General features: G+C 71.6%; 20 protein-coding genes. 13 read left to right on the top strand and 7 right to left on the bottom strand.

The window, feature by feature from the left end; genetic code table 11:
- Nucleotides 1-360: 360 nt before the first annotated feature.
- A complete protein-coding gene (locus ACZ4Z1_RS06770) occupies nucleotides 361-1035 on the bottom strand; it encodes a helix-turn-helix domain-containing protein (protein WP_468485498.1) in 675 nt (224 codons plus the stop codon).
- Between the two features lie 184 nt (nucleotides 1036-1219).
- Between ACZ4Z1_RS06770 and ACZ4Z1_RS06775 the strand changes: the two genes are divergently transcribed.
- Nucleotides 1220-2410: a cytochrome P450 gene (locus tag ACZ4Z1_RS06775; protein ID WP_468485499.1), complete on the top strand. Its 1191-nt coding sequence runs from the start codon at nucleotides 1220-1222 to the stop codon at nucleotides 2408-2410.
- Nucleotides 2411-2495: 85 nt separating this feature from the next.
- Entirely contained in the window at nucleotides 2496-3722 is a 1227-nt protein-coding gene (locus tag ACZ4Z1_RS06780; protein WP_468485500.1) for a serine hydrolase domain-containing protein, read from the top strand.
- A 70-nt stretch (nucleotides 3723-3792) separates the two neighbouring features.
- Here the strand turns inward: ACZ4Z1_RS06780 and ACZ4Z1_RS06785 are convergent, their stop codons facing one another.
- Complete coding sequence (locus tag ACZ4Z1_RS06785; RefSeq protein ID WP_468485501.1) at nucleotides 3793-4377, bottom strand: winged helix-turn-helix domain-containing protein; 585 nt, start codon at nucleotides 4375-4377, stop codon at nucleotides 3793-3795.
- 108 nt (nucleotides 4378-4485) lie between these two features.
- On the opposite strand from ACZ4Z1_RS06785, the gene def reads away from it, so the two are divergent.
- Nucleotides 4486-5148: a peptide deformylase gene (def, locus tag ACZ4Z1_RS06790; protein WP_468485502.1), complete on the top strand. Its 663-nt coding sequence runs from the start codon at nucleotides 4486-4488 to the stop codon at nucleotides 5146-5148.
- Between the two features lie 27 nt (nucleotides 5149-5175).
- Here def and ACZ4Z1_RS06795 read toward each other — a convergent pair whose 3' ends face one another.
- Nucleotides 5176-5838, bottom strand: a complete 663-nt coding sequence (locus ACZ4Z1_RS06795; RefSeq protein WP_468485503.1) for a class I SAM-dependent methyltransferase — start codon at nucleotides 5836-5838, stop codon at nucleotides 5176-5178.
- A 69-nt stretch (nucleotides 5839-5907) separates the two neighbouring features.
- Nucleotides 5908-6717 carry a tyrosine-protein phosphatase gene (locus tag ACZ4Z1_RS06800; protein WP_468485504.1) on the bottom strand — a complete coding sequence of 270 codons (810 nt, stop codon included), beginning with the start codon at nucleotides 6715-6717 and terminating at the stop codon, nucleotides 5908-5910.
- A 337-nt stretch (nucleotides 6718-7054) separates the two neighbouring features.
- Between ACZ4Z1_RS06800 and ACZ4Z1_RS06805 the strand changes: the two genes are divergently transcribed.
- On the top strand, nucleotides 7055-7855 hold the full coding sequence (locus ACZ4Z1_RS06805) for an SGNH/GDSL hydrolase family protein (RefSeq protein ID WP_468485505.1): 801 nt from the start codon (nucleotides 7055-7057) through the stop codon (nucleotides 7853-7855).
- Between the two features lie 49 nt (nucleotides 7856-7904).
- On the opposite strand, the gene ACZ4Z1_RS06810 is transcribed toward ACZ4Z1_RS06805, so the two are convergent.
- Nucleotides 7905-8393 carry an ATP-binding protein gene (locus ACZ4Z1_RS06810; protein WP_468485506.1) on the bottom strand — a complete coding sequence of 163 codons (489 nt, stop codon included), beginning with the start codon at nucleotides 8391-8393 and terminating at the stop codon, nucleotides 7905-7907.
- A 112-nt stretch (nucleotides 8394-8505) separates the two neighbouring features.
- Here ACZ4Z1_RS06810 and ACZ4Z1_RS06815 point away from each other — a divergent pair, with 112 nt between their 5' ends.
- The 4 genes from ACZ4Z1_RS06815 to ACZ4Z1_RS06830 all read left to right on the top strand — a co-directional run bounded on the left by ACZ4Z1_RS06815 (nucleotide 8506) and on the right by ACZ4Z1_RS06830 (nucleotide 12203).
- Nucleotides 8506-9372, top strand: coding sequence for a helix-turn-helix domain-containing protein (locus ACZ4Z1_RS06815; RefSeq protein WP_468485507.1), 867 nt, complete (start codon nucleotides 8506-8508; stop codon nucleotides 9370-9372).
- A 3-nt stretch (nucleotides 9373-9375) separates the two neighbouring features.
- On the top strand, nucleotides 9376-9663 hold the full coding sequence (locus tag ACZ4Z1_RS06820) for a DUF397 domain-containing protein (protein WP_468485508.1): 288 nt from the start codon (nucleotides 9376-9378) through the stop codon (nucleotides 9661-9663).
- A 23-nt stretch (nucleotides 9664-9686) separates the two neighbouring features.
- The gene (locus ACZ4Z1_RS06825; protein ID WP_468485869.1) at nucleotides 9687-10559 is read left to right on the top strand and encodes an SAM-dependent methyltransferase; all 873 of its coding nucleotides are present in this window, start codon (nucleotides 9687-9689) and stop codon (nucleotides 10557-10559) included.
- Between the two features lie 252 nt (nucleotides 10560-10811).
- Nucleotides 10812-12203, top strand: coding sequence for an NAD(P)/FAD-dependent oxidoreductase (locus ACZ4Z1_RS06830; protein WP_468485870.1), 1392 nt, complete (start codon nucleotides 10812-10814; stop codon nucleotides 12201-12203).
- 7 nt (nucleotides 12204-12210) lie between these two features.
- Here the strand turns inward: ACZ4Z1_RS06830 and ACZ4Z1_RS06835 are convergent, their stop codons facing one another.
- Nucleotides 12211-13275, bottom strand: coding sequence for a hypothetical protein (locus ACZ4Z1_RS06835; RefSeq protein ID WP_468485509.1), 1065 nt, complete (start codon nucleotides 13273-13275; stop codon nucleotides 12211-12213).
- A 399-nt stretch (nucleotides 13276-13674) separates the two neighbouring features.
- Here ACZ4Z1_RS06835 and ACZ4Z1_RS06840 point away from each other — a divergent pair, with 399 nt between their 5' ends.
- On the top strand, nucleotides 13675-14874 hold the full coding sequence (locus tag ACZ4Z1_RS06840) for an MBL fold metallo-hydrolase (protein WP_468485510.1): 1200 nt from the start codon (nucleotides 13675-13677) through the stop codon (nucleotides 14872-14874).
- A 470-nt stretch (nucleotides 14875-15344) separates the two neighbouring features.
- Here the strand turns inward: ACZ4Z1_RS06840 and ACZ4Z1_RS06845 are convergent, their stop codons facing one another.
- Nucleotides 15345-15869, bottom strand: a complete 525-nt coding sequence (locus tag ACZ4Z1_RS06845; RefSeq protein ID WP_468485511.1) for a GtrA family protein — start codon at nucleotides 15867-15869, stop codon at nucleotides 15345-15347.
- A gap of 106 nt (nucleotides 15870-15975) precedes the next feature.
- Here ACZ4Z1_RS06845 and manB point away from each other — a divergent pair, with 106 nt between their 5' ends.
- The 4 genes from manB (at nucleotide 15976) to ACZ4Z1_RS06865 (ending at nucleotide 20783) form a co-directional block, all read left to right on the top strand.
- The gene (gene manB, locus ACZ4Z1_RS06850; protein WP_468485512.1) at nucleotides 15976-17058 is read left to right on the top strand and encodes a mannose-1-phosphate guanylyltransferase; all 1083 of its coding nucleotides are present in this window, start codon (nucleotides 15976-15978) and stop codon (nucleotides 17056-17058) included.
- A 59-nt stretch (nucleotides 17059-17117) separates the two neighbouring features.
- The gene (locus ACZ4Z1_RS06855) at nucleotides 17118-17966 is read left to right on the top strand and encodes a polyprenol monophosphomannose synthase (RefSeq protein ID WP_468485513.1); all 849 of its coding nucleotides are present in this window, start codon (nucleotides 17118-17120) and stop codon (nucleotides 17964-17966) included.
- Nucleotides 17963-19339, top strand: a complete 1377-nt coding sequence (locus ACZ4Z1_RS06860; protein ID WP_468485514.1) for a hypothetical protein — start codon at nucleotides 17963-17965, stop codon at nucleotides 19337-19339. The genes ACZ4Z1_RS06855 and ACZ4Z1_RS06860 overlap by 4 nt, the downstream gene beginning before the upstream one ends.
- Before the next feature lie 94 nt (nucleotides 19340-19433).
- Nucleotides 19434-20783, top strand: coding sequence for a phosphomannomutase/phosphoglucomutase (locus ACZ4Z1_RS06865; RefSeq protein ID WP_468485515.1), 1350 nt, complete (start codon nucleotides 19434-19436; stop codon nucleotides 20781-20783).
- Nucleotides 20784-20893: the final 110 nt, after the last annotated feature.

A 20893-nucleotide genomic window follows, 5' to 3' on the forward strand; every position in this document is an offset into this window, starting at 1 on the left:
GTCCGTGTCCCGGGCCCCGCAGGGTGAACGCCTGGGCGTCACGGGGTGACAGGGGCGCGTACTCTCCGCGCGGTGGGCAGCACGGGGCCGTCGGGCAGGACGGAGAGGTGCGGGAGCCCCACCGCCCACGTCTCCGGCGCCGCCGCGTTCCCGCGTGCCACCTTCCCGGGCTGAGCGCCGGTCAGGCCGGGAACCGCCTGGTGAAGAGCGTGGGCATGGCACCCGGCAGGCAGTGTCTCCCGCTTCCCGACCCGCACTACGGCTTCGGGGTCATCCGGCCGTCGCGGGTCCTGACCGCCGACATCCCCGCACGTGTGTGGGGGCCTCTCACGTGCTGAAGTCCCCACACGCTGAGGCATGTCACTCCAGGAGATCGCGCCAGCGTTCGGCTGACTCCAGCATGTCCTGGATGACGCGCTCCAGGAATGTTCCGCCCCTGGCCAGCCGTTGCCCCACGGGGTTGTCGAGTCCCAGCGTCTCCCCGGCCGCTCTCGCGGCCTGTGCCGACTCCAGTGTCTGCCGCGTGCTGATCACGATCGAGTGGTACCAGGCGTGGTCGTCGACCACGTAGATGTCGCGACGCCGCTGCGGATCGCGCTCCCGCCGGACATAGCCGTGCTGGACCAGGTAGTTCACGGCCACGGACACGGAGGCCGGGCTGACGCCGAGCCGGCGGGTCAGCTCGGCCGCGGTACGCCTGCCCTCCTCGGACAGCAGCAGGTCGATGTGGACGCGCGCCGTCGTCCTCGGCAGCCCCGCCCGGACCGCCAGTTCGATGACCTTCTCTTCCGCCGGGTTCTCCGGTGCGCTGTCGCCACGTGGGGGCGCGGGTGTGCCGCGCCGCGCCCGCTGGGCCGTCGCCTGGTGTGCCTGCTGCGGCCGGTAGCCGCTGGGGCCCCCGTTGCGCGCGATCTCCCGGCTGATCGTCGAGGTCGGCCGGTCGAGCCGCCGGGCGATCTCGGCGTAGGAGAGCCCGTCGGCGAGTCCGGCCGCGACGCGCTGGCGGTCCTGCTGGGTCAGTCGTCCTCCTGGCATGGACGTCAGTATTGCTTTCGCCGTCATTCATTGCAACGCAGCATTGCATTTGAGCGCAGCGTCATTGCATCAAAATTCCTGCAACTACGTGTGCATATAGCTTTTTGGCGATTGACCCGGCCCTGAATGCAACGTAGCTTTCAGCGTGTTCCGAACGCGCACTATCGCGAGATGAGGAAGGGTCATGGGGGAATCCCTGCACACCGTCACGGCACTGCCGGCGTCACGTCGGCCCGGCTGCCCGTTCGCCCCGCCGGCTGAGCTGCTCGACGCCCGCCGGCACGGCCCCATCAGCCGCTACACCCACCCCGGCGGGAAACCCGGCTGGCTGATCACCGGATACGACCTGGTCAGGTCGGTCCTGGCCGACCCGCGGTTCAGCTCGCGCAAGGAGCTGATGAACGTGATCGACTACGAGCTGCCCCCGGCGCCGCCCGGCGAATTCCTCCTCATGGACGACCCCCGGCACCGGCGCTACCGCAAGCCGCTGATGGGCAGGTTCACCGTACGGCGGATGCGCATGCTCACCGAGCGCATCGAGCAGATCACCGCCGACTGCCTGGACGCCATGGAGAAGACCGGACCGCCGACGGACCTGGTGACCGCGTTCGCCAAGCCCATCCCCGCCATCGTCATCTGTGAGCTGCTGGGAGTGCCGTACGAGGAGCGGGGCCTCTTCCAGAAGCAGGTCGAGTCGTTCATGAACGGGGAGACGAGCGACGAGGACCTGACAGCGGCCTACACCGCGACCCAGGAGTACCTCGCGCAGCTGGTGGCCGCCAAGCGCGCGCACCCCACCGACGACGTGCTCAGCGAACTCACCGGCGGCGACCTGACCGACGAGGAGCTGACGGGAGTCAGCCTGATCCTGCTGGCGGCCGGGCTCGACACCACCGCGAACATGCTGGCACTGGGCACCTTCGCGCTGCTGCGGAACCCGGCTCAACTGGCCGCGCTGCGCGGCGATCCCGCGCTCGTCGGCCCGGCCGTCGAGGAGCTGCTGCGCTATCTGAGCGTCGCCAAGCAGTTCTGGCGGACGGCGCTGGAGGACGTCGAACTGGGCGGTCAGCTCATCAAGGCCGGTACGACGGTGGTCCTGTCGTACAACACCGCCAACCGCGACCCCGAGCGCTTCGCCGACCCCCACGTGCTCGACCTCCGGCGGAAGGAAGGCGGACACCTGGCTTTCGGGCACGGCATCCACCAGTGCCTGGGCCAGCAGCTGGCCCGCACCGAGATGGGCGTCGCGTTCGCCGCGCTGTTCGACCGCTTCCCCACGCTGCGCCTGGCCGTACCGGCCGAAGAGGTCGCCCTGCGCCCGGAGACCGCGGACATCTCCGGGGTGAAGAGCCTCCCTGTCACCTGGGACGTGTGACCGCGGGCCGGCCCCACTCGCCGAGGCCATGGGGTTCATGCCGGACAGGCTGCACAGGCCGAACACTTGCACAAGGAGATACATCATGGGGAACGGCAACAGCGGCTTCTCGGGAAGAGGGCTGCGCAGACTGCACGACGTGCTGGCACGGCATGTCGAGTCCGGAAAGATTCCCGGGCTCGTCGCCCTGGTCGACCGGGGCGGTCGGACCCACGTCGAAGCGCTCGGCACGATGCGCCATGACGGTGGCGCGCCGATGCGCCGGGACACGATCTTCCGGATGGCGTCGACGACCAAACCGGTCGCGATGGCGCCGGTGATGATCCTGCTCGACGAGTGCAGGCTGCGGCTGGACGAGCCGGTGGAGCCGTGGCTGCCCGAACTCGCCGACCGCCGGGTGCTCCAACGGGCCGACGGCCCGCTGGACGACACCGTCCCGGCGCGGCGGCCGATCACCGTACGGGACCTGCTGACCTCCACGTTCGGGATCGGCATGGACCTGACGATGGCGGGTTCGCCGATCCAGACCGCGCTCCGGGAACAGGCGATCTTCACCCAGGGAGCGGCGCCGGCGCCCGAGCCGGACGAGTGGATGCGCCGCCTCGGCACGCTCCCGCTGATGTACCAGCCCGGCGAGCGGTGGCAGTACCACATCAGCCACGATGTGCTCGGCGTACTGGTCGCCAGGGTCACGGGCCGCCCGTTCGAGACGTTCCTGCGCGAACGGGTCCTCGAACCGCTGGGGATGAAGGACACCGGTTTCCACGTGCCCGGCGACCAGCTCGACCGGCTGCCGCCCAGCTACGCCCCCGACCCGCAGACCGGCGAGTTCATCGTGTGGGACGAGGCGGCCGACGGACAGTACAGCAAGCCCCCCGCGTTCCAGGCAGGCGGCGGTGGGCTGGTCTCGACCGTCGACGATTTCCACGCGTACTTCCGGATGCTGCTGCATCACGGGACGCACGGGACCGAACGGATACTCTCGCGGCCCGCCGTACAGCTCATGACCACCAACCACCTCACCCCCGAACAGCAGGCCGTCCGGGAAGCCCTGGCCAACAACAGCCAGGTGTCGAACGGGCTCGGGCGGCACGGCGGCTGGGGTTTCGGAATGGCGGTGCGCACCTATCGCGGTGACTACGCGTCCGTGGGGCAGTTCGGCTGGGACGGCGGCACCGGCACCTCCACGTACGCCGACCCGGCCGAGCAGCTCACCGGAATCCTGCTCACCCAGGTCGGGATGAGCACGGCGGATTCGGCGCGGCTCATCCACGACTTCTGGACCACGGTCTACCAGGCGATCGACGACTGACACACCGGGCCCGTGTCCGGTGTGGCCCGCCCCCGCCCCCGCCGTCGCGAGGCCGGCCGACGCCGTGGTGTCACCCGGTTTCCTCGGTCGGCAAGGGGAACAGCGCGGTGACCGCGGCCACCGGAACCGTGCCCGCCGGGCGGGCGGCGGGCTGCTGGTCACGTTCGAGGTAGGGGGCCAGCAGGGCGCGGAAGGCGGCGGCGAGTCCGGTCAGCTCGGCCGGCGTCAGGTGCACCACGGCGCTGCACGACTCGTCGCGCCGCCACTCGCCCGGCGCCCGGTCCCGATGGGACAGCCGGCGCTGGTGACTCTCGTCCTCCAGGCCGCGCGCGAGCACGTCGGAACGCTCCGGCGCTTCGGGCCCGTGCGTGGGAGCGGGGGAGGACGCGGACTCCCAGCGGAGCCGCCACGGCCGCGCCCGCCCGCCGGTGTGCGGCACCTCTTCGACGAGGCCGTGCCGGGCGAGCTGGCGCAGGTGGAAGGAGCAGAGGCCGGAGCTGTGGCCGAGACGGGCGGCGGCCTGCGTGGACGTGACGGTGCCGGCCTCGGCGAGCAGGTCCAGCAGGGCGATGCGTACGGGATGGTCAGGGAGCGGCTGCCGGGCGCGGGGCGGCGGTGGTCCGGTGGCGGCTGTTCGACGGTTTTCCTCGCTCACTTTGCAAAGGGTGCTACTTTGCAAAGCATTCGGTCAAGCCGGCCTGCCGCCGGCCGGGGATCCGCCCCGGCCGACGGCAGGCATGCGCGGAAAGAAGTGTGGGGACTCATGGCTGTTCGGTTCGGTGACACCTCCCGGGAGGACCGCCGCGTACGCGTGCAGGGCGAGCCGGTGGACTCCTGTCCGCGGCTCCTGCCGGAGGTCGACCGGGGGGCGGTACGCCGTATCACCGTGGTCGGGGAGGAGGTGCTGCACCGCCCGTGCCGGGAGGTCACCCGGTTCGGCACGCCGGAACTCGCGCGGCTGATCGACGACATGTTCGCCACCAACCACGTGGCGGAGGGCGCGGGGCTCGCCGCCAACCAGGTGGACGTGGACCTGCGGGTGTTCGTGTGGGACATGACGGACGACTGGGGCGTGCGGCATGTCGGGCACATCGTCAACCCGGTGCTGGACGAGGTGCCGGCCGAGCAGCGCAGGCTGGTCGAGGAGTCCGAGGGGTGTCTGTCCGTCCCGGGCCCCTACCGCGTCGTGCCCCGCCTCGACCGCGCCGTCGTGCGGGGCGTGGACAAGGACGGCAAACCCCTGGTGATCGAGGGCAGGGGCTACTTCGCCCGCTGCCTGCAACACGAGACGGACCACCTCCGCGGCCACCTCTACCTGGACCGGCTCGCCCACCGGGAGCGCAGGACGGCGCTCCGTGAGATGGCGGAGTCCAAGGAGGAGAAGTTCGCCCGGCGTGCCGAACTGGCGGCGAAACTGGGCAAGTGACGGCGCACGGCAGCGAGTGACGCGGCGTCAGCACCGCCCGTGGAAGGCGTTCACCAGCGCCTCCATGCTCTTGCGGAACGAGCAGCTGAGCGCGATCCACGACCCGTCGACGAAGACCAGGTCGAAACGGCCGCGGGGGAACGTCGTACGCGGCCTGGGGCGCAGCTCGGCGATGTCGGCGCGGGGGACTTCCACGGCGAGTTCCAGCTCGGGTTCGCGGGCCCGCCAGCCGGTGGCATGGTCGGTGACCACGAACAGGCGGCGGTCGGTGACCGCCTGGTGCACGGGGGAGCCGCCGGCGTTGGTGACCCGGACGTGGAAGCGCCCGGCCATACTGGTCCAGCCGCCCTCCATGGGCTTGCCGTACATCATGTGCTCGGCGGCCCGGTCGACGGCGTCCTCGAAGTTGTCCTGCGCCTCGCTCAGCCCGTCGGCGACGGTGCCCGCGGCGCGGGTCAGCCGGTGGTTGGCGAAGCGGTTGTCCGTGGCGATGCCGAGCGGCCGCGATGCCTTGTCAAGGACGCTGCCCAGCGCACCCCGGATCCGCTTCTCCAGGAGCGACTGCTTGCGCGGCATCCGTAGGTGGGCGGGGACGAGCGGCAGAGACGGGTACACCTCGTACTGCTCGCTGTGCAGCAGGACTTCGCCGGGCTGGAGGAACGGCAGGCAGGGAGTCGTGTGGTCGATCACGCGGCCATTTTCCCCGGCGGCGGGCGCGCACGGCCGGCGGGCCCCGGCCCCGGCCGTGCGGGCGGCGGTTCAACCCTCCAGGAGCTGGAAGCGCAGCCGCTCGCGGGTCTCGGACGACAGCTTCAGGCCGTCGCTGAGGTACGTCTCCGTCGAGCCCCAGGTCGCCTCGACGGCGTCGAAGGCCGCGGACAGGTACTCGGCGCGCGCGTCGAAGAGCGGCGCGAGCAGCTCCATGACCTCGGGGGACATGCCGGCCGCCGACTTGTCGGAGCGGCGCACCTTGTACCGGCGGTGCGCGGCGTTGGACTCCAGGTAGTCGGCCTCGATGGCCTCCGGCTCGACGCCGACCGCGAGCAGCGTGACGGCGACGGACAGGCCCGCCCGGTCCTTGCCGGCCGCGCAGTGCATGAGCGCGGGGACGCTGTCCTCGGCGAGCGCGTGCAGGACACGGCTGTGATCGGCGGTGCGGGTGGTGATGATGTGGCGGTACGTCTGCGCCATCCGGCCCGCCGCCTGGCCGTCGCCCAGCGCCGCACGCAGGTGGCCCAGCTCGCCGTCGCGCACCATCGCCCAGAACTCGGCGCCGTCGGCCGGGTCGGTCAGGGGGATGTTCACGTTCCGTACGCCGGGCAGCGTGACGTCGGGGCCCTCCAGCCTGATGTCCGCGGCGTTGCGGAAGTCGAAGATCGTGTGCAGCCCGAGGCCGGCGAGGAAGGCGGCGTCCGCCTCGGTCGCCGCCGCCAGGTGACCGCTGCGGAACAGCCGCCCCGCGCGCACCCGGCGCCCGTCCACGGTCGGCAGCCCGCCCACGTCACGGAAGTTGCGCACCTCCGCGAGCTCGGAGTCGGTCGACGGGACCTCCGGGGTCTGCTGCGTCACGGGCGCTCCTCGGGATCGGTCGCCGACGCTGCTCGTCGACGAGGCGGGCCACTCCGACGATACGACATGGGTGCACTCCGCAATCAGGCCGGTGAGGCGGGATTCGCGGGGGCGCCGGGGCGGTGCGGTCAGGGGCGTACAGGGTGGGCGGCCCTCGCTTTCCTGCCCCCGGCGCCCGGCCACTCCCACACCCGGTCAAACGGCTGAAAAGAGCCGTTTATCGCCGCCGTTTCTTATTCCGACTTGATCAGAATTTGACCGGGTGGCATTAATCACCCCACGTCAACCCCTGGTTACGGTGGCGTAAGTCACTTCGCGGGGTGAAGTATGTCCTGACGTGGCAGACGATTCGAAGAAGATGAGCAGTGGCGCATATGGCGCCATCGGGTCGTACGCAGCCGTCGGGGACAGCTTCACCGAGGGAGTCGGGGATCCCGGCCGTGACGGGGCGTACATCGGCTGGGCGGACCGGCTGGCGGTCCTGCTGTCGGACCGGCGCGCGGAAGGCGAGTTCCGCTACGCCAACCTCGCGGTCCGCGGGCGCCTGCTGGACCAGATCGTGGAGGAGCAGGTGCCGCGGGCCAAGGAGCTGGCCCCCGACCTGGTGACGTTCTGTGCCGGCGGCAACGACATCCTGCGGCCGGGCTCGGATCCGGACGCGGTGGCCGAGCGGTACGAGGCGGCCGTCGCCGACCTGCGGGAGAAGGTCGGCACCGTACTGCTGTGCACGGGGTTCGACACCCGTGGCATGCCGGTGCTGCGGCATCTGCGCGGCAAGATCGCGACGTACACCGCCCACGTACGGGCGATCGCCGACCGGCACGGCTGCCCGGTCCTGGACCTGTGGTCGCTGAAGTCCGTGCAGGACCGGCGGGCCTGGAGCGACGACCGGCTGCACCTGTCGGCCGACGGGCACACGCGGGTGGCGCTGCGCGCCGCGCAGGTGCTGGGCCTCGACGTGCCGGCCGACCCGGACCAGGCCTGGCCGCCGGAGGCGGAGCGCACCGCGGCCGAGGCGCGCCGGGACAACATCCACTGGGCGCGGGAACACCTGGTGCCGTGGATCGGCCGCCGGCTGCGCGGCGAGTCCTCGGGTGACCATGTGGAGCCGAAGCGGCCGGATCTGCTGCCGCTGTAGCAGCGGCGATGCCACACCGCCGCCCGTCGTCGAGACGCGGGCGGCGGTTTCAGCGGGGGGCGGGGGGCCCGTAGGGGAGGTCGGCCCAGACGGTGCGGCCGCGTCCGGTGGGGCCGGGACGCACGCCCCAGCTCTCGGAGAGGGCGCCCACGAGGAACAGGCCCCGGCCGCACTCCTTGTCCACGCTGCCGGGCTGGACGTGCGGCGCCGAGTCGCCCCGGCCCTGATCGGTGATCTCCAGGCGCAGGAAGGCGCCGACGACCGCCAGTTCGCAGTCGACCTTCTCGCTGTCGGTGTGCCGTACGGCGTTGGTGAACAGCTCCGAGACCACCAACTCGGCGTCGTCACAGACCTGTTCTGCCGCGCCCCACTCGTGCAGCACGGCGATCACGCGTCTGCGCGCCTCCGGTACGGAGGTGCGGCGGGCCGGCAAGTGGAACGCGTCCCGGAGACGCTCGGCGACGAAGCCGCCACAGCGCCCTAACGAAGGAGCGTTGTTGGAGGAAGCCACTCCGCAACTATGTGCGATGTTGGTCACCGATGGCAAGGATCAATGTGTAATTTGCAGAATCGCAAGCGCAGTCTGTTCGGTCTGCTGACGGCATGACACACTGCTGATCACTCATGTCCGTGGTGGGAGGGGAGCAGAAGTGGCGGAAGCACGGTCGGGTGGCGCTCCGACCGTCCTGCGGGTGGTGCTCGGCAAGAGGCTGCAGGACCTGCGCGAGAAGGCGGGGCTGTCCTACGAGCAGGCGGCCGCCGCCCTCGATGTCACGCACGCCACCGTACGGCGCATGGAGAAGGCCGAGGTCGGCCTCAAGATCCCGTACGTGGAGAAGCTGCTGGCGACCTACGGCGTCACCGACAGGGAAGAGATCGACGGCTTCCTCAAACTGGCCCGCGAGGCCAACCGGCCCGGCTGGTGGCACAACTACCGCGACGTGCTGCCCGAGTGGTTCAGCGCCTACGTGAGCCTGGAGAGCGAGGCCAACCTCATCCGGGGTTACCAGCCGCACTACGTCCCGGGACTGCTGCAGACCGAGGAGTACGCCCACGCCGTCCTGCGTGCCGGTATGCCGCACGCGGCGCGGGAGGAGATCGACCGCGCGGTGGCGCTGCGCATGGAGCGGCAGTCGCTGCTCACCCGCCCCGACGCGCCCATGCTCTGGGTGGTCATGGACGAGACGGTCTTCCGGCGGCCGATCGGCGGACCGCGGGTGATGCGCGAACAGATCGCGCGCCTGGCCGAGGCCACCACCCTGCCCAACGTCCGGCTGCAGATCATCCCGTTCGCCGCCGGACCGCACCCCTCGATGTACGGTCCGTTCCACATCTTCCGCTTCCCGATCCCGGAACTGCCCGACATCGCGTACGCGGAGAACCTGGTGGGCGCGGTGTATTTCGACCAGCGCGACGACGTCTCGCAGTTCCTGGAGGCACTGGACCGGATGTGCGCGCAAGCCGCGCCGGCACAGACCACCGAGGCCCTTCTGGGCGGCTTTCGCAAGGAGATCTGAACCATGGATCGCATACGCATTTACAACGGCATGCCCGCCACGGAGCTGGGCAGCGACGGCTGGCACAAGCCGTGGAGCGGCGGCAACGGCGGCGAGTGCGTCGAGGCGCTGCGGCTGGGGGACGGACGGGTCGCGTTGCGCCAGTCCACCGACCCGGGCGGCCCGGCCCTGATCTACACCCACCGCGAGATCAAGAGCTTCATCGAGGGCGCCAAGGCCGGCGAGGCCGACTTCCTGCTCACCGCCGCACCGTGCGGCTGCGGCTGCGGAACCGACCGGAGGACGGCGTGAAGGAAACGGAGTTCTCCCGGGCCGTGATCGGCTCCTGGGACGAGGACGGCTCGCGGGGGCTCCAGGACGCGGCCGCCTTCAAGGCCGACGAGATCGACACCAGCAAGCCGCACCCCGCCCGGATGTACGACTACTACCTGGACGGCCGGGACAATTACGAGGTCGACCGGGAAGCCGCGCGGCGCGTCATCGAGGCGCACCCACAGGTGCGGCTGAGCGCCCGCGCCAACCGGGCGTTCCTGCACCGCGCGGTCCGCGAGGTGGTCGCCGGCGGCATCCGGCAGCTCATCGACATCGGCACGGGCATCCCCACCTCGCCCAACACCCACGAGGTGGCCCGGGAGACGGCACCCGGCGTACGGGTCGTCTACGTGGACAACGACCCCATCGTCGCCACGCACGCGGGCGCGCGGCTGACCACCACCGAGGACACCGGGTTCGTCCTGGCCGACGTGCGTGACCCGCAGGCGATCCTCGACCACCCGACCGTGCGCGAGCTGATCGACTTCGACCAGCCGGTGGCACTGCTGCTGGTGGCCGTCCTGCACTTCGTCCGCGACGACGAGGACCCGGCGGGCATCGTCGCCACCCTGGCGCGCGCCCTGCCCGCCGGCAGCGTGCTCGTGCTGTCCCACGCCACGGGCGAGCCGTACGAGGCGTACGAACAGGGCCGCACGGACGAACGGGCCCGGGACGGCGTGCTGGACGTCTACAAGAACGCGACGGCCACCCTGAACCTGCGCACCAAGAGCCGGATCGAGCCGCTCTTCGGGCCGTTCGAGCTGCTGGAGCCGGGCGTGGTACGGGTACCGCTGTGGCGTCCGGACGGGCCGCCCCCGGGCCCGGCGGAGCTGAACAACATCATTTTCTACGGGGGAGTGGGCCGCAAGCCGTAGCGGTCAGCACCGGCGCGGTGCGTACGTCACGTCCAAGTGCGCGGAACGGTGCGGTGGTTGACAGCGCCGCCCGGCGGGCTGAGGGTGAGACCCGTGAGGAACCGGTGGCTGCGACGGCCGCCACCGTACGGGACGGGCGGCCCGACGGGCGGGACGGGGGCAACGGTGGGAGCAACTGCCGAAGCGACGGGGGAGACAGCCGGAACGGCGGGGGAGCGGCACGCGGTCGTCATCGGCGGCGGACTCGCGGGGATGCTCGCGGTCACCGCCCTGCTCGGGCACGTGGACGCGGTCACCGTCGTGGAACGCGACCGCTATCCGGCGGGGCACGCCTTTCGTAAGGGGGTGCCGCAGGCTCGGCATCTGCATGTCTTCGTCACCGGTGGCCAACGCGCCCTGGAAGAGCTGCTGCCCGGCACGGTGCAGGCCCTCACCGACGCCGGGGCGCGCACCCTGCATCTGCCGCGCGACCTGATCACACGCACGGTCGCGGGCTGGCAGCGCCGTTTCGACGAGCGGCGCCACACCTGCGTGTCCGTCACCCGCCCGGTGATCGACGGCGTCGTCCGGGACCGTGCCCGCCAGGCGGCCGCCGGGTCGAAGACCCGCTTGGAGGTGCTGGAGGCGACCGAGGCGGTCGGTCTGACCGGCGACGCGGGCCGGGTCACGGGCGTACGGGTACGGACGCGCGGCGGCCGGGGTGAGGGAAGCGGCGGGCGGCCGGCCGACGGGACCGCCGCGGACACGGCCGACCGGATCATCCCCGCCGCCCTCGTCGTCGACGCCTCCGGACGTAGCTCCAGGACGCCGCAGTGGTACGCCGACCTGGGGCGCCCCGCCCCGCGGGAGGAGACCGTGGACGCGGGCATCGCCTACGCCACCCGCATCTTCCGGCCCACCGACCCCGCCGGCGCGCCGGACATCGGCGTCAACATCCCCGGCTGGCCGGGCAGTCCGCGCGGTGCCGTGTACGTACCGGTCGAGGACGGCAAGTGGCTGCTGACCGCCGCCGGCATCCGCGGCCACCACCCGCCCACCGACGACCAGGGGTTCGCCGACTTCACCGCCACCGTCGGCGACCCGTACATCCACGGCCTGCTCCCGTACCTCGAACCGGTCTCGCCCGTGCACGGCTTCCGGGACACCTCCAACCGCCGCCGCCACTACGAACGGCCCGGCGCCGTGCCCGAAGGCTTCGTCGTCCTGGGCGACGCCAACTGCACTTTCAACCCCATCTACGGGCAGGGCATGTCGGTGGCCGCGCTCGGCGCCCGGGCGCTGCGCCGGACCCTGGAGGCCCGCGGCCTGCGGCCGGGGTTCGCGGGCGAGGCACAGCGCGCGGTGTCCCGCGCCTCCGACGCCGCCTGGATCGCCGCGGTCGGCGCCGACCGCCCCTACGCGAGCGGACCCGAGGCACGGGCCGGCCTGCGCGAACGGCTGACCACCTGGTACCTGCAACGGCTCATCGCCCGGGTCGCCGGCGACCCCGTCGTCGGAGCCGCCTTCCGCGACGTCTTCTGCCTCACCGCGCCCCCGTCCCGCCTGATGTCCCCGCGGCTTGCCCTGCGCGTCCTCCTGCTGCCGCTCCGGCCCGGCCCCGCGGCGCCGCCGGCGTACGTCGAACCGGCGCGCCGAGCGGCCTGATGCCCCGTCACCGCCCCCCGGGAAGAAACAGGCTGACCGCACCCGTGGCCAGCGGCGCCAGGATGCCGAACGCCGGGGCCAGCACCTTCGGCAGCGAGACGTCCAGGCGCAGGAAGGCCACCAGCCGGGCCCGGCGCTCGATCCAGTCCTCGGTCAGCTCGTCGGCCTCCGGTATACGGACGGTCACCTCGACCAGCCGGCCGGCGACCGACCGCCACAACACCACGACCGGCAGGAAGACCAGCGCGAACATCACGCTGAAGAACGCCCCGTAGAGCAGTACGGACGACGCCGGAAAGGTCTTCTCGGGCACGCCGTACGCCAGCAGGGCGTTGCGCAGCGCCCCCGCGTCGACGACCGCGGTGGAGATGATCAGGCTGCCGCCGGTCAGGAAGCGCACCGCGTCCCGCCACCCCCGGTACAGCTCTCGCAATGCCCCCACCGGCGCGAGCACGTCCGGCTCGGTGGGCAGCCGGCGGCTCAGCCGCAACAGCCGTACCTGTACGTCCCACAGGCCCACCGCCCCCGGCGACGCCGCCAGCATCCCCAGGACGAGCAGCAGCGGAATGCGCCACCCCAGCCCGTCGAGCGGCACCGACACGTAACCGGGCGGCGTGAAGAAGTGCAGCACGCCGAAGACGGCGCCCATCAGCACGACGGCCCCCGCCACCAGCACCGCCGCGGCCCGGGGCGCGGGCCGGTCGATCGGCTGCCGCCAGCGCCGGTGCACCGCGTACGACATCGCGTACGCCACCGCCGCGTACAGCGCGATCGAGGCACCGACCAGGGCGCTCCACAGGTCGAACTCCAGCAGCGAGGTGAAGGCGCGTGCCTCCGGCGACTCGGCGGCACGGAACCGCCCGATGAAGCCGGTACCGAGCGCGGCGACGGCCAGCAGGCCGAGCGTGACCGCCAGGGGAACGGCCACCAGGCGCACCCCCGGCCGGGCGATGTGCGGGGCGGCCCGGGCCACGGGCGGGGGCAGATCGGCCGCGGCAGGGACTGTGGGCGGGGGCAGGTCGACCGGTGGCAGGTCGGCCGGTGGCAGGCCGGGCGGAACGCCCCCTTCCATGACGGGAGTTTCCGCGGCATCCAGGGGCTTGGCGGCCCCCTGCGGTGGTAGCGACAGTCCGCCATCTCCAGGGGACCCTCCGCAAGGCCCGCCGGACAGTCCTTCGGGAGGCGCGCCGGAAGGCCCACCTCCCGGGGCGTCCTCACGTTCCGGTGGCTGCCCGGGCGGCAGCGTCTGGCTCATGCCACGACGGTAGGGCCGTACGGCCCGTGACGGAATGCCCGGACGGGCCGAGTGGTTCGGTACGTGCAGGGAACATGTGTCGTGTCCGGGCCCCGCGGTGTCCGCGGCGGGCACCACCGGCCCGGACGCCGGCGTGCCGGAACCCGCCACCGTGGCGGTCCGTTCACTGCACGGCGACTCGTTGACAGCGCTACCGCCCCGATCCATGGAGGTGCCGTGCCCGGCTCTCGACCCCGCAGTGAGTCCTCGTCCGCCCCGCGTTCCGCCGAGCGGTTGGCGCTGCGCCGCCCCGCCGCCTTCGGCGCATGGCCCACGGGGAAGCGGCTGGCGCGCATACAGAGGTCCCCGCAGTTCGTCGACGGCCAGTTCCGCAACCCCGTACCGACGCGGCAGATGGTGCGGGGCGGCGCGCTGTCCATGGCCCGCAGCCAACTCGACCGCGAGAGCCGGCTGCGCCGGGCGCCGGTCGGCCGCGTCCCCGTACACCGCCCGACGGCGGCGGACTGGGGCGAGCCGCCCGCCTCCGGGCTGCGGCTGACGTGGATGGGACATTCGACAGTGCTCGCCGAGATCGACGGCCACCGCGTGCTGTTCGATCCGGTCTGGGGCGAGCGCTGCTCACCGTTCACCTGGGCGGGCCCCCGGCGCCTGCACCCCGTACCGCTCCCCCTCCGGGACCTGGGCCCCGTCGACGCCGTGGTCATTTCGCACGACCACTACGACCACCTGGACATGCCGACGGTCAAGGCCCTGATCCGTACGGGCACCCGCTTCGTCGTCCCCCTCGGCATCGGCGCCGACCTCGAACTGTGGGGCGTGCCCGAGGAACGCATCACCGAACTGGACTGGAACGAGTCGGCGACCGTCGGGGACCTGACCCTCACCGCGACCCCCGCCCAGCACTTCTGCGGACGCGGACTGCGCGGCCCCCAGCACACCCTGTGGGCGTCCTGGGTGGTGGCCGGCCCCGCGAACCGCGTCTTCCACAGCGGCGACACCGGCTACTTCCCCGGCTTCGCCGCCATCGGCGCCGAGCACGGCCCGTTCGACGCGACGATGATCCAGATAGGCGCGTACAGCGAATTCTGGCCGGACATCCACATGACACCGGAGGAGGGCCTGCGCGCCCACACCGACCTCTCCCGGGGCACCCCGTCCGGCACCCTGCTCCCCATCCACTGGGGAACGTTCAACCTGGCCCCGCACCCATGGTCCGAACCGGTGGAACGCACGGTGGCCGCCGCCCGCGCCACCCACGCGAAGGTGGCGGCCCCCCTCCCCGGCAAGCCCTTCGAACCGGCCGACGAACAGGTCGTGGACCCGTGGTGGCGAGGGGTGGCACTGCCGCCGGCCCACGGGTGGCCCGCGTGGGGTGCGGGGGCGGCGTCGGCTGATGCTGTCGAGGTGGCGCAGTAAAGGGAAAAGGCAAGGCGGATTTCCGGTGACCGAGGGAGCCGCCGGAGAGAATGAGGGCGGGGGCGTTGTGCCCCCGCCCTCATGGTTACGGTGCCACCCACGCCGCGTCGCGGGAATGTCGCGCGTCATTTCGTGACGCGTTCTTCAGCTGCCCGATGGGGAAAGTCACATCGGCGCCGGGGATGAAACCCTTTCGGGCTCCGAAGCATCACAGGGTCGGGCCGTCTCGGACTCCGCGGAATCATGCGGCGAGAACGGTACGACGTGCCCAGGTCGGTGAGACGCCCCGGAACATCGCCGCATTGCGATGAGTAAGGGCCCGCCGCCGGAAAACACCTGCGACGTACCGATGGGCGGCCGCATCGCCCTGCCGCCGAACAGGCGGGCAGGAACGGCCTTGCCGCGCCGATTCCCCCTCCGTCAACGCCTTCGCAGGTGGCGAGAGGCGACCCGCCGACGCCTCGGCGGTGTCATCGAACCTGTTCCGCCTGTTCCTTCCGCGGGGCCGGGGCCGCGGTGCGCTGCACGGGGATCACGGGCGTTTCCGCAGGTGAGGGGAGCTTGAAGACCACGCTGCGGTACGTCCAGAAGCGGAACAGCGTGGCGGTTCCGATGCCCAGGAACTTCCAGAAGTTGTTCTGAATCGGACCATTCAAGTCAAAGGCGTAAGTGGCCACGTAAAGTACGCCGTTCTCGATGACCAGGCCGACCGCGCTGAAGACCGCGAACAGCAGCAACTCCCTTGTGCGGCTTCCCCTTTCGCGGTCCCGGTAGGTGAAGTACCGCAGCCCCACGTAGTTGAACGCGATGGCGACGACCGTGGCGATGACGCTGCAACGGACGACCGCCAGACCGGTCACCGCGCGGCAGATATTGAAGGCGCCCAGGTTCACCAGGACGCCCAGCCCGCCCACGGTGCCGAACTTCGCGAGCTCGCCGATCAGGCGGTGCAGGCGCCCGCGGGTGCGGTCGTGCGCAGAGCCGGTAGTACTCATAAGGCCTTACTTGGTGTTAGACAGCGGTTTGCCGGTTTTGGAGTCCATAGTGTAAAGATTTCCAAAACAGATGTAATGTTAACCTACTCATGAGGGGGAGCAGCGCGTGACGGAAGCAGTGCTGCTGGTGGGCGGTCGGGGTACACGCCTGCGGCCGCTGACGGTGAACACACCCAAGCCGATGGTTCCGGCGGCCGGGGTGCCGTTCCTGGCTCATCAGCTCGCACGGCTGAAGGCCGCGGGGGTGGAGCACGTGGTGCTCGCGACCTCCTACCTGGCCGAGGTGTTCGAGCCGTACTTCGGTGACGGCGCGGCGCTCGGCCTGCGGCTGACCTACGTCACCGAGCGGGAGCCGCTCGGCACGGGCGGCGCCATCCGGTCCGCCGCCACGGCTCTGACGTCGGGCCCCGCGGAGCCGGTGCTCGTCCTCAACGGCGACATCCTCACCGGACTCGACACGGCGGACCTGGTCCGCCGGCACGAAGCGGCGGGGGCGGCCGTCACCCTGCACCTGACCCGGGTCGAGGACCCGCGTGCCTTCGGGCTCGTACCCACCGACGAGTCCGGCCGGGTGCTCGCCTTCACGGAGAAGCCCACCACCCCGGAAGAGATCGTCACCGACCAGATCAACGCCGGCTGCTACGTCTTCCGGCGCGACGTCATCGACGCGATCCCCGCCGACCGCCCGGTCTCGGTGGAGCGGGAGACCTTCCCCGGACTGCTGGCCGACGGGGCGCACCTGCTGGGTGTCGTCGACCGCACGTACTGGCTGGACCTGGGCCGGCCCGACTCCTTCGTGCAGGCGTCCGCCGACCTCGTACGCGGTGTGGTCACCTCCCCCGCCGTGCCGGGACCGCCCGGCGAGGCCCTGGTGCTGCCGGGGGCCGAGGTCGCCGACGGCGCCAAGCTCGGCGGCGGCACCGTCGTCGGCGCGGGTGCCGTGGTGGCCGCTGACGCCGTGGTCGAAGGATCGATTCTGCTCGACGGCGCGCGGGTCGAGGCCGGCGCGCGGGTCGGCCACAGCCTCATCGGCGCGGGCGCCCGGGTCGGCGCGCGCACCGTCCTGGACGGCGCGGTGGTCGGCGACGGCGCCGTGGTGGGCGCCGACAACGAACTGCGCAACGGAGTCCGGGTGTGGTGCGACACACGCCTGCCCGACGCCTCCGTGCGCTTCTCCGCAGATTGCTGAGCCCGGCCACCGCCCGCTCCGCAGCCCCCTTTCACGGAACGACGAAAGCAACCGATCACGTGTCTGCACCATCCGTACCCGCCTCGGCCACCCCTGCCTCCGCACCGGAGGCCGTACCGAACCCCGCGCGGCTCCCCGCCGCACTGCCCGACGCCTGGGCCCGTACCGCCCTGACCATCGTCATGCCGACCTACAACGAGGCGGAGAACCTGCCCGGCATGGCCGAGGCGCTGATGGGACTCGGGCTCGAGGGCCTGCGCCTGCTGGTCGTCGACGACAACAGCCCCGACGGCACCGGGAAGGTCGCCGAGCAGCTCGCCGGGAAGTACCCGGGCCGTATCGACGTACTGCACCGGACCGCCAAGGAAGGCCTGGGCCGGGCGTACGCGGCGGGCATGACCCGCGCCGTCGAGGACGGCGCCGACTACGTCCTCCAGATGGACGCCGACGGCAGCCACCCCGTCGAATACGTGCCGCAGATGCTGGGCAGCGCGCTGTCGACCGGCTCCGGGCTGGTCGTCGGCAGCCGGTACGTGTGCGGAGGCCGGCTCGCCTCGGAGTGGGGCCTGCACCGGCGGCTGCTCTCCCGCTGGGCGAACCGTTACGTCAGCGCGGTGCTGCGCACCGGGCTGCGGGACGCCACCGCCGGGTTCGTCCTGTGGCGCGCTGACACGGTCCGCGCCGCCCGCCTGGACCAGGTCCGTTCCGGCGGCTACAGCTTCCAGGTCGAACTGAAGTACCAGGCCGTCAACGCCGGGTTCACCGCCCTGGAGATACCCATCCACTTCGAGGAGCGCCGCATCGGCGCCTCCAAGATGACGGCCGCCGTGCAGGTCGAGTCCGCCATCATGCCGTGGCGGATCCGGCTCGCCGGGGTGCGCACGCCCGGACGCGGAGCTCAGCGATGAGCATCGGTACCGAGCAGTCCGGGCACCAGGCCGCAGGCATGGCTCCCGGCCGGACCCCCTTCCCGCCGACGACGACCGCTCCGCCGTCCGCGGCCCCGCGGCGGCCCTCGCGCCGCCGCGTCGACCGCAGGGTGGCGGGCCTCACACTGCCCTGCCTGGTGGCCGTGGTCTTCGTCGTCCTGCACGTCTTCGCCTTTCCGGCCTCCCTCTTCTCCAACGACTCCTACCGCTACGCCCGCCAGGCGTACGAGTACCTCGGTGACACGCGCCCGGAAGCGCAGCACAAGGCGCTGGTGGCGTACTGCAAGGACGAGGCCAACCGCAAGTACCGCGGTCAGCTCCTGGACGAGATGAAGTTCAAGGAGCCGCGCGACCCGAAGGCCTACACGCGGTGCATGAAGGGCAGCGCGGCGACGGGCCTCAAGCCCAACGACCCGCGCTACGAGGAGATATTCGAGACCCGCCCCCTCTACCCGCTGCTCGCGGCCCCCTTCGTGGGGCTCATGGGCGCCAAGTCGGGGCTGAGCGCGGTGTCTCTCATCTTCACCACCGCCGGCGGCTTCTTCACGCTGGCCGCACTGCGCCGCATCGGTCTCGGACCCAAGCTCGCCGTACTCGGCCAGCTTCTCTTCTACGCGACACCCATCGCCACCTGGGGCACGCTGCCACTGGCGGAAGGCCCGCTGCTGGGCATGCTGGGGGCGATGCTGTTCGGCGCCGTCTCCCTGATCCAGGGGCGGATCCGTACCGGGGCGGCGGTGTACGCGGCCGCGCTGGCGGTGTCGGCCGGCGTGAAGTACTCCAGCGCCCAGATGGCGGCCGCCCTCATGGCATGCGCGGCCGTCGCCATGCTCGTCTTCGTGCGCCGTACCCGGCACCGCGGCACCTGGTGGCTGCTCGGTCTCTCGGCCGGCACGGCAGCCGTCATCACGCTGATCAGCAAGGTGTGGCAGCTGCCCGGCACCACGGCGACCCTGCAGGACACGTTCAGCAAGCACTGGACCAAACCCGAAGCGGTCACTCCCTGGCAGGACCTGTTCGAGCTCAACCGCCACTTCTGGTGGCAGTGGGCGCAGCACCAGGCCCTCGCGCCGATGCTCGTCCTCCCGCTCGGACTGGCCCTGTGGGGACTGTGGCGCCGCTCGGCACCGCTGACCCTGATCGTCACCGGTCTCGGCCTCACCGGCATCGCCACGGTCGTCGCCCACCCCGTCTACTTCCAGTCGGAACGGCTGTACGCGGCGGTGTGGCTGATCGTCGTCGCCGGGCTGCCCGTCCTGGTGGACGAGGCCGTCAAACGCGCGGTGCTGCGACGCTGCGCGAGCCCCGCCGAGGCGCTCGACCGGAACGCCGCGGACGCGCCGCGGCCCTGAGGCCTTCCACCACTTCACGGGGCGTTCATGGCGGCCGTACCGGTACGGCCGCCATGAACGCCCCGCTCCCATCGAACATCCCGAGAGACAGGTCATGCCCGACTACTCGCGCCTCGTGAAGGCGTACGACATCCGCGGCGAGGTCCCCGCGCAGCTGAACGCCGGCATCGCCGCCAAGGCCGGCGCGCTGTTCATCCGCCTCACCGGAGCGGACCGGATCGTCATCGCCCAGGACATGCGCTCCACCTCCCCGGCGCTGGCGCAGGCCTTCGCGGCCGGCGCCAACCAGGCCGGTGCGGACGTCATCGACGCGGGTCTCGGCTCCACCGACTACCTGTACTACTGCTCGGGCAGCCTGGACCTGCCCGGCGTGATGATCACCGCCAGCCACAACCCGGCGCAGGACAACGGCATCAAGCTCTGCCGGGCCGGTGCCGCGCCGATCGGCGAGGACACCGGTCTGGCCCGCATCCGCACCTGGCTGGAGACCGACGACATCCCCGAGCCGGTGGCGACCCCGGGGACCACCACCCGCCGCGACCTGCTCGCCGAGTACGCGGCCCACCTGAACTCCCTCGTCGACGTCAGCGGCATCCGCCGCCTGAAGGTCGCCGTCGACGCGGGCAACGGCATGGCCGGACACACCGTCCCCGCCGTGTTCGACGGCCTGCCGCTCGACCTGGTGCCGATGTACTTCGAACTGGACGGCACCTTCCCGAACCACGAGGCCAACCCCCTGGAGCCCGCGAACCTCCGCGATCTCCAGGCCATGGTCGAGAAGACCGGGGCGGACATCGGCCTGGCCTTCGACGGGGACGCCGACCGGTGCTTCTTCATCGACGAGACCGGACAGGCCGTTCCGCCCTCGGCGATCGTCGGCCTGGTCGCGGCCCGCGAACTGGCCAAGGCCCCCGGGTCGGCCGTCATCCACAACGTCATCACCTCCGCGGCCGCCGTCGAGATCATCCGGGAGCACGGTGGCACTCCCGTCCGCTCCCGCGTCGGCCACTCGTTCATGAAGGCGCTCATGGCCGAGCACGACGCGGTGTTCGGCGGCGAACACTCCGGGCACTACTACTTCCGCGACTTCTGGCGGGCGGACACCGGCATGCTCACCGCCCTGCACGTCCTGGCGGCCCTCGGTGAACAGGACCGCCCGCTGTCCGAACTGGTCGCCGACTACTCCCGCTACGCCGCCTCCGGTGAGATCAACTCCGAGGTCAGCGACATCCCCGGCACCCTCGACAAGGTCGAGGCCACCTACCGTGCCCTCGGCGACACCACCGCCGACCGCCTCGACGGTCTCACCGTCACCTTCACCGACGGCCGCTGGTTCAACCTCCGCCCGTCCAACACCGAACCGCTGCTCCGCCTCAACGTCGAAGGACCGACCACCGAGTCCATGACGACCCTGCGCGACGAGGTCCTCGGCCTCGTCCGCTGACCCACGGTCTCGGGGGTTGTTTTTCGGGGCCCGTCGAAAAACCCCACGCACGTCCAGTTCCCCCCCCCGGCCCTTCCCGGGGGGGAAGAGCCATCCCCCCCCCCCCCCCC

It is taken from the genome of Streptomyces sp. NPDC030165 (genome assembly GCF_055573595.1).

Coding starts and splice junctions, on each gene's coding strand:
- ACZ4Z1_RS06845 (WP_468485511.1), bottom strand. CDS start 15,869: ATGAGTACTACCGGCTCTGCGCACGACCGCACCCGCGGGCGCCTGCAC.
- ACZ4Z1_RS06770 (WP_468485498.1), bottom strand. CDS start 1,035: ATGCCAGGAGGACGACTGACCCAGCAGGACCGCCAGCGCGTCGCGGCC.
- ACZ4Z1_RS06780 (WP_468485500.1), top strand. CDS start 2,496: ATGGGGAACGGCAACAGCGGCTTCTCGGGAAGAGGGCTGCGCAGACTG.
- ACZ4Z1_RS06865 (WP_468485515.1), top strand. CDS start 19,434: ATGCCCGACTACTCGCGCCTCGTGAAGGCGTACGACATCCGCGGCGAG.
- ACZ4Z1_RS06775 (WP_468485499.1), top strand. CDS start 1,220: ATGGGGGAATCCCTGCACACCGTCACGGCACTGCCGGCGTCACGTCGG.
- def (WP_468485502.1), top strand. CDS start 4,486: ATGGCTGTTCGGTTCGGTGACACCTCCCGGGAGGACCGCCGCGTACGC.
- ACZ4Z1_RS06835 (WP_468485509.1), bottom strand. CDS start 13,275: ATGGAAGGGGGCGTTCCGCCCGGCCTGCCACCGGCCGACCTGCCACCG.
- ACZ4Z1_RS06820 (WP_468485508.1), top strand. CDS start 9,376: ATGGATCGCATACGCATTTACAACGGCATGCCCGCCACGGAGCTGGGC.
- ACZ4Z1_RS06830 (WP_468485870.1), top strand. CDS start 10,812: ATGCTCGCGGTCACCGCCCTGCTCGGGCACGTGGACGCGGTCACCGTC.
- ACZ4Z1_RS06860 (WP_468485514.1), top strand. CDS start 17,963: ATGAGCATCGGTACCGAGCAGTCCGGGCACCAGGCCGCAGGCATGGCT.